5 protein-coding genes and 1 pseudogene are annotated in these 6,264 nt (G+C 60.3%); 1 reads left to right on the top strand and 5 read right to left on the bottom strand.

What is annotated here, in order from left to right; all coding sequences use genetic code 11:
* From BMY45_RS28490 to BMY45_RS24810, 4 genes and pseudogenes are all read right to left on the bottom strand, one after another.
* Window positions 1–104: pseudogene (locus tag BMY45_RS28490) on the bottom strand (IS110 family transposase); the annotation flags it as partial.
* A 307-nt stretch (window positions 105–411) separates the two neighbouring features.
* The gene (locus BMY45_RS24820) at window positions 412–1,518 is read right to left on the bottom strand and encodes an NADH:flavin oxidoreductase/NADH oxidase (RefSeq protein WP_092402684.1); all 1,107 of its coding nucleotides are present in this window, start codon (window positions 1,516–1,518) and stop codon (window positions 412–414) included.
* Between the two features lie 319 nt (window positions 1,519–1,837).
* Entirely contained in the window at window positions 1,838–3,547 is a 1,710-nt protein-coding gene (gene recJ / locus BMY45_RS24815; RefSeq protein WP_047227512.1) for a single-stranded-DNA-specific exonuclease RecJ, read from the bottom strand.
* A 187-nt stretch (window positions 3,548–3,734) separates the two neighbouring features.
* A complete protein-coding gene (locus tag BMY45_RS24810; protein WP_092402682.1) occupies window positions 3,735–4,277 on the bottom strand; it encodes a YaeQ family protein in 543 nt (180 codons plus the stop codon).
* Between the two features lie 147 nt (window positions 4,278–4,424).
* On the opposite strand from BMY45_RS24810, the gene BMY45_RS24805 reads away from it, so the two are divergent.
* Entirely contained in the window at window positions 4,425–5,624 is a 1,200-nt protein-coding gene (locus BMY45_RS24805) for a CaiB/BaiF CoA transferase family protein (RefSeq protein WP_092402680.1), read from the top strand.
* A gap of 337 nt (window positions 5,625–5,961) precedes the next feature.
* On the opposite strand, the gene BMY45_RS24800 is transcribed toward BMY45_RS24805, so the two are convergent.
* The gene (locus tag BMY45_RS24800) at window positions 5,962–6,249 is read right to left on the bottom strand and encodes a DUF3509 domain-containing protein (protein WP_092402678.1); all 288 of its coding nucleotides are present in this window, start codon (window positions 6,247–6,249) and stop codon (window positions 5,962–5,964) included.
* Between the last annotated feature and the right edge of the window lie 15 nt (window positions 6,250–6,264).

Genomic DNA, 6,264 nt, shown 5'->3' with positions numbered 1-6,264 from the left:
GGAATCGCCTCCAGTACATCAAGTTCGGCGTGATAGATCACCAACTCGTTCTTGGCGACATCCACGCCCACAATCGGCTTTGTGACAGAAACCGGCATTGCCATTGAAAATTCTCCGGGCTAAGGTTTGAACACTTGAAGGGTTCACCCAGAGGCGCAGGCTTGTTCCTATCGTCGGTTTAGGCCAGATGCATTCTTTATCGGCGCTTGGGTGAAAGGAGGAGGGGCGAAATCTCCCACGGTCTGTACTGCGCCTAACAGTCAGAATCGAGCCTTGTCCCTCCTCCTCCCTTCAAGTCCTACCATACAAGCGAGCCTGCTCGCGATGAGGCAAGTACAGACGCCGGACCATCCAGCCCAATAAACAAAAGCCCCGGCCTAAAAACCGGGGCTTTTTGTTTCAAGCTAACCCTTAATCGCGCAAATCCGACTCATGAATCGGCTGTTCCCGATGCGTGGCCCGCTGGTACTGCGCCGGCCACGTGGCTTTGCGTCCCCCCAGGTCATCATCGGCATGCAGCGCCCAGTACGGGTCGCGCAACAATTCGCGGGCCAGGAAAATGATGTCGGCCTGGCAGGTCCGCAAGATGTGCTCGGCCTGGGCTGGTTCGGTAATCATACCGACAGTGCCGGTGGCGATTTCCGACTCCTTGCGCACCCGTTCGGCAAAACGCGTCTGATACCCGGGACCGGTGGGAATTTCTGCATTCGCGGCGGTGCCGCCCGAGGACACATCAATCAGGTCCACCCCCAGTGCCCGGAATCGTCGCGCCAGCTCCACGGTTTCATCCGGGTTCCAGCCATCTTCGACCCAGTCGGTGGCCGATACGCGCACGAACACCGGCAATTCCTCAGGCCATACCGCCCGGACCGCTTCGGTCACTTGCAGCACCAGCCGGATGCGATTCTCGAACGAGCCGCCGTATTGATCGCGCCGCTGATTGCTCAAGGGAGACAGGAATTGATGCAGCAGATAGCCGTGGGCGGCGTGGACTTCCACAACTTTGAAGCCGGCCGTCAGGCTACGTTTGGCCGCCTCCACGAACGCCTGGATGACACCGGCAATCTGCCCCTCGTCCAGTTGGACCGGCTGGGTGTGCTGCGGATCGAAGGCAATCGGCGACGGGCCGACCGGAACCCAACCACCCTCCTCCGGTTTTACGCTGCCATGCTTGCCGAGCCAGGGTCGCCAGGTGCTGGCCTTGCGTCCGGCGTGGGCCAGCTGTATGCCCGGCACGGCCCCTTGGGCGGTGATGAAGCGGGTGATGCGTTGCAGGGGGGCGATCTGTTCATCGTTCCACAACCCCAGGTCCTGATCGGTGATGCGGCCGTCAGCAGTGACGGCAGTGGCTTCGGTGAACACCAGGCCGGCGCCACCCACGGCGCGGCTGCCGAGGTGTACCAGGTGCCAGTCATTGGCCAGGCCATCGGCGCTCGAATACTGGCACATCGGCGACACGGCGATGCGATTGGGCAGGGTCAATTGGCGAAGGGTATAGGGTTCCAGCAGCAGACTCATGGGGCACCTCTCGAATCAGTGGGCAGGCTCCAGGGTTCTGTTTGAAAAGTCGACGAGTGACAAAAAGGTGCAACACCCGCCCCCGCGGGCAAAGAAATCCGACAAGACGTCACAAGGGCTATCAAGCAGTGCTTAGAGCCTAGTCGACAACCCGGGATCAGGGTGGGTTCAGAATTAAAAACCGCCCCTGATTCTCGTGTGGGAGCAAAGCTTGCTCGCGAGACAGGCACCTCGTTCTTTGAAAAGCCGCATCGCCTTCATCGCGGGCAAGCCTTGCTCCCACACAAGGAGTCGCCACCCAGCAGATGAGTATTGGAGCCTACCGCGGTTCGATATGGGCAATCATCAACTGCACCGTTTCCTGGCCGCGAAACTCGTTGAGATCGAGTTTGTAGGCCAACTCCACCCAGCGCACCGTGGGGTTTGGCCAGATATCGCGATCGATGCCGAAGGCGATACCATCGAGCTTCACCGAGCCGCATTCGCTCTTGAGGACGACCTTGAGGTGCCGTTCGCCCACCACGCGCTGTTCGACCAACTGGAACACCCCGTGAAACATCGGCTCCGGGAAATGCTGACCCCAGGGCCCGGCGTGACGCAGCGCCCGAGCCAGCTCCAGGTGAAACTCTTCCACCGCCAGGGTGCCGTCCGACAACAGGCGCCCGGTCAGGTCTTCTTCACGTAATTGTCGGCGTACTTCAGCGTCGAATGCCTCGGCGAACAATGGAAAATTCTCTTGCGCCAACGTCAGTCCCGCCGCCATGGCGTGGCCGCCATACTTGCTGATCAGCGTCGGATGTTGCGCGGCCACCACACTCAGGGCATCGCGAATATGGAAACCCGGCACCGAGCGCCCCGAGCCCTTGAGCAGGCCGTCTCCGGCATCGGCAAAAGCAATGGTCGGGCGGAAATACCGCTCCTTCATCCGCGAGGCGAGGATCCCGATAACGCCCTGGTGCCACTGAGGATCGAACAGGCATAAACCGAACGGCATGGACTCCACCGGCAAATCCTTGAGCTGGGCCAGGGCTTCACGCTGCATGCCCTGCTCGATGGATTTGCGATCCTGGTTCATGCCGTCCAGTTGCGCCGCCATCTCTCGCGCTAAAGCCGGATCGTCAGTGAGCAGGCATTCGATGCCCAGGCTCATGTCGTCCAGACGCCCGGCTGCGTTCAGGCGCGGGCCGAGGATAAAGCCGAGGTCGGTGGAGGTGATACGAGAATGATCGCGCCTGGCCACTTCCAGTATGGCCTTGATACCGGGGCGGGCACGCCCGGCACGAATGCGTTCCAGACCCTGATGCACCAGGATCCGGTTGTTGGCGTCGAGGGGCACCACATCCGCCACGCTGCCCAGTGCCACCAGATCCAGCAGTTCGCCGATGTTTGGCTGGGGGCTGCTGGCGTATCGGCCCAGGCTGCGCAGACGCGCCCGCAAAGCCATCAGCACATAAAAGATCACACCGACACCGGCCAATGCCTTGCTCGGGAACTCACAGCCTGGCTGGTTCGGGTTGACGATGGCGTCGGCCGCCGGCAGTTCCAGGCCCGGCAAATGGTGGTCGGTAACCAGCACCTTGAGCCCCGCCGCTTTCGCCGCTGCCACACCTTCGACGCTGGAAATCCCGTTGTCCACGGTGATCAGCAACTGCGGCTCACGGGTCAGGGCAACCTCGACAATTTCCGGGGTCAGTCCGTAGCCGTACTCGAAGCGATTGGGCACCAGATAATCGACATGGGCCGCGCCGAGCAAACGCAGCCCCAACATGCCCACCGTGCTGGCCGTCGCGCCGTCGGCATCAAAGTCGCCGACGATCAGGATGCGCTGGCGTTGCTCCAGCGCCACCACCAGCAGATCCACCGCCGCGTCGATGCCCTTGAGTTGCTGATAAGGAATCAAGCGCGCCAGGCTCTTGTCCAGTTCAGCCTCGGACTGCACGCCACGGGCCGCATACAGGCGCGTCAACAGGGGCGGCAGGTCACCGAGGAATGGCAGGGTATCGGGTAACTGGCGGGGTTCTATGCGCATGGGGTGACGGATATTTCTCTATAAAACTGTGGAATTTTGATTACTTGTGGCGAGGGCGCTTGCTTGCGTTGGGCCCTGTAGGAACTGCCGAAGGCTGTGATCTCTTGATCTTTGGCTTGAGACTCAAGCGCCAGGGGAAAGATCGCAGCCTCGCTTCGCTCGGCAGCTCCTACAGGGCCCGTCGGGATCAGCCGCGCTCACCCAGCAACCACTGCAACTGGACTTCATGCTGGCCGCGATCATCAGTCACGAAAATCGTCCCTTCGCTGATCATCACATCCCACTTGATTACGCGGGGCATGTCCTTAGCGAGTGTCTCCAGCACTTCCTGGGGCACGGCGGCAATGTTGACGTTCTTGAGGTTCTTTACCGCCGGGATCACCTTACCTTCCCAGACCCGCAGGCTGCCATAGGCCAACAGGCTGGTACGTTCGGTGCGGCGCGAGCACCAGGTCAGACGGTCGGCATCGGGCTGGCCGACTTCAATCCAGTGCAATACACGATCATCCAGGCTTTTTTCCCACAGCGCAGGTTCATCGACGTCCGACAGACCCCGGCCAAACGCCAGCAGTTCGTTGTACCAGAAAGCGTAGGCCAACAGACGCACGGTCATGCGTTCCTCGGTTTCCGAAGGATGACGGGCGATGGTCTGCTTCACGCTCTCGTACACACTGCGGTCGAGATCGGTGAGGTTCAGTTCAAACTTATAGGTCGTGGACGGCTGGGCCATGAACGGGCTTCTTGATACAAGGAAAGGCGGCAAGTCTAACCGATGAGGCGGGCATTCCACGAATTGCCGACCATCAACCTGCGGCGACTGGCGCCGGCCTATGATAAAACGCTCTATTCGTTCTGCCTTTGTTCTACAGGATCCGTCATGTCGCTTACTGCCAAACCCCTTGCGGGCGTCAAAGTCATCGAACTCGGCACCTTGATCGCCGGACCTTTTGCCTCGCGGATCTGCGGTGAATTCGGTGCAGAGGTGATCAAGGTCGAATCGCCCGATGGCGGCGACCCGTTACGTAAATGGCGCAAGCTGTATGAAGGCACGTCCTTGTGGTGGTTCGTCCAGGCGCGGAACAAGAAATCCCTGACCCTGAACCTCAAGCACCCCGAAGGTCTGGCGATTCTGAAAAAGCTGATCGGCGAAGCCGACATCCTGATCGAGAATTTTCGCCCCGGCGTGTTGGAAAAGCTCGGCCTGGGCTGGGATGTATTGCATGCGCTGAACCCGAAGCTGGTCATGGTGCGGCTTTCGGGCTTCGGTCAGACCGGGCCGATGAAAGATCAGCCCGGGTTTGGCGCAGTGGGCGAGTCCATGGGCGGCCTGCGTTACATCACCGGGTTCGAAGACCGGCCACCGGTGCGCACCGGCATATCCATCGGCGATTCGATTGCCGCCCTCTGGGGCGTGATTGGCGCACTGATGGCGCTGCGTCATCGCGAGGTCAACGGCGGAACCGGGCAAGTGGTGGACGTGGCGCTGTACGAAGCGATTTTCGCCATGATGGAAAGCATGGTGCCGGAGTTCGACGTGTTCGGTTTCATCCGTGAGCGCACCGGCAACATCATGCCCGGCATCACCCCGTCGTCCATCCACACCAGCGCCGATGGCAAGCACGTGCAGATTGGCGCCAACGGCGACGCGATCTTCAAGCGCTTCATGCAGGTCATCGGCCGTGACGATCTGGCCAATGACTCGCAACTGGCCAGCAATGATGGGCGCGACAGCCGCCGCGATGAGCTGTACGGGGTCATCGATCGCTGGGTCAATTCGCTCCCGCTCGATACCGTTATTGAGCACTTGAACCAGGCGGGAGTACCGGCCAGTCGGATTTTCAGCGCCGAAGATATGTTCAGCGATCCGCAGTTCCTCGCCCGGGAAATGTTTCTCAAGGCCAAGCTGCCGGACGGCAAGGCGTTCAAGATGCCGGGCATCGTACCGAAACTCTCCGACACACCGGGCACCTCTGAATGGGTGGGCCCAGCGCTGGGTGAGCACAATGCTCAGGTGCTCGGCGAGCTTGGCTTCGATGCACAGCAGATCGCCCAACTGCGCACCGACGGCGCCATTTGATGCGCCCTGCAGTGAACGAAAGTCTGTGATCACTGAAGATCCTGTGGGAGCGAGCCTGCTCGCGATAACGGTGTGCCAGTCATTACCCGGTCTACTGACCCGACGCTATCGCGAGCAGGCTCGCTCCCACAGAGTTTCTGCACCGCCCAGCGGCAGAGCACGCTAAAACCTTAAACGACGGGCAAAAAGAAACCCCGAGAAGTGGGGAGACAACTCGGGGTTAAACGCGACCATTGAGGTCGGTACAACAAGCGACAAGCACCGGAGCACAATGCTTGATCTTGTTGGTAAAGGGTCTGACTCATCAGGACGTAGGAAGGTTCCCACGAAATTGTGTTCAATTCGGGAGAGCCATAACCTTGTCACGCGCCAGATTACGCAGCGCCGCGATCACACAGGGCTCAAGCCGGCCCTCGGCAATCAGCACATCGCGATGCAGGCCATCGACCACGTCCGTCAGTTGGCGTCTGTCGGTCAATTGGGCCTGGTTGAACAGGCGTTCGACCATGATGGCCCCGGAGGCATTCTTCAGCGTGACCAGGCACTCGCCTCTGGCGCCAGAGGGAGTCAGCGTCACCTGATACGGGCTCAAAGCCTCACCCAGCAATAGGCTGATACTTTCCATTCGCTCACCCTTCAA

It is taken from the genome of Pseudomonas sp. NFACC39-1, assembly GCF_900110355.1.
GTDB lineage: Bacteria > Pseudomonadota > Gammaproteobacteria > Pseudomonadales > Pseudomonadaceae > Aquipseudomonas > Aquipseudomonas tehranensis.
Note: the sequence above shows the minus strand (reverse complement) of the source record. Positions and strands in the feature narration are given on the sequence as shown.

What these genes read in the sequence shown, in the direction of transcription:
- BMY45_RS24820 (WP_092402684.1), bottom strand. Translation starts at nt 1,518, where the DNA reads ATGAGTCTGCTGCTGGAACCCTATACCCTTCGCCAATTGACCCTGCCC.
- recJ (WP_047227512.1), bottom strand. Translation starts at nt 3,547, where the DNA reads ATGCGCATAGAACCCCGCCAGTTACCCGATACCCTGCCATTCCTCGGT.
- BMY45_RS24810 (WP_092402682.1), bottom strand. Translation starts at nt 4,277, where the DNA reads ATGGCCCAGCCGTCCACGACCTATAAGTTTGAACTGAACCTCACCGAT.
- BMY45_RS24805 (WP_092402680.1), top strand. Translation starts at nt 4,425, where the DNA reads ATGTCGCTTACTGCCAAACCCCTTGCGGGCGTCAAAGTCATCGAACTC.
- BMY45_RS24800 (WP_092402678.1), bottom strand. Translation starts at nt 6,249, where the DNA reads ATGGAAAGTATCAGCCTATTGCTGGGTGAGGCTTTGAGCCCGTATCAG.